A 1,028-nucleotide genomic window follows, 5' to 3' on the forward strand; every position below is an offset into this window, starting at 1 on the left:
GATGGCGCGGTGCTCGTGGAGCTTGGAGAGCGTCTCGGGCGGATACGGCGGGCGGCTGTGTTTCGGATGGCCGGGTTGGCCGCCGATCGTGTTGCCCTGGCCCTTAGGGGTGTTCTTGGCGCCTTGATGGGGCTTGGTGAGGTCATCAGACGACGGGCGTTTGCTCGACGTCGAGGCGTTCTTCTCACGCTGCGCGAGCTTGCGCTGCAGCGTGTCGATCTCCTGCTGAGCTGACTGCACCTGCGCATCGAGCGCACACAGGCGATCGATGACCGCCTGTTCCCCGGCCGCATAGATCGCTTGTGCCTGCTCAGGTGTCATCGCTCAGTGTGATCAACCCGAGCGCGGGCGAACAGCGCCGGCCTTGTGATGCGTGCATGATCGGATGCATGTGCCAACCTTAACCGGGTCTCGGCTCTGAGTCTAGGACCAAAGGGGTCAGCTAGTTCGGGTTCAGGAGGCCGTGAACGGTTACCAAAACGGCAACGCGGTTGCTCGATTCAGAGCGTTGCCCATCTGACAATAGCGGAGAAAATCCCTGGCTGCGAAGACCAGCAGGCAATGCTGCGTCGCAAAACGTGTCGAAATTGATGATCTTTCACTATCGCGGGCGAAGTCGGCTTGAGTGGATGCTAGCAAGGTCTTCAGCGTCAGGCTGCCCGCAAGGGCCTTGCGATCCCTGACCAGCCGTTAGGCCAAGCCCGGTATTAAGCACCGGCGGCGCTTCCTGATTTCTGAAGACAGCACGCTGGGCGCGGGACTTATCCCGCCCAGCACTGATCTCCACAACCAGGATGCCGCAACGATGTCTCACACCCTCTCTCTCCTCCGCCGCCCCGAAGTTGAACGTCGCATCGGCCGCTCCCGCGCCAGTGTCTATGCCGATATCGCCGCAGGCGTGCTGCCACGCCCGGTCAAGATTGGTCAACGCGCCGTCGCTTGGCCCAGCCATGAGATCGACGCCGTTATCAGCGCCCTCACTGCCGGCGCGGCACCCGAAGAGATGCATGCCCTCGTCAACCAATTAC

General features: G+C 62.0%; 2 protein-coding genes. One reads left to right on the forward strand and one right to left on the reverse strand.

From position 1 onward, the window contains the following. Positions 1-321, reverse strand: a 321-nt coding sequence (locus tag VBE63_RS30155; RefSeq protein ID WP_323686645.1) for a DUF6444 domain-containing protein, incomplete at its 3' end; no start/stop codon positions are given. A 484-nt stretch (positions 322-805) separates the two neighbouring features. Between VBE63_RS30155 and VBE63_RS30160 the strand changes: the two genes are divergently transcribed. After that, on the forward strand, positions 806-1,028 hold a 223-nt coding region (locus VBE63_RS30160), incomplete at its 3' end, for a helix-turn-helix transcriptional regulator (protein WP_323686646.1).

Source organism: Lamprobacter sp., from assembly GCF_034860625.1.
Lineage (GTDB): Bacteria > Pseudomonadota > Gammaproteobacteria > Chromatiales > Chromatiaceae > Lamprobacter.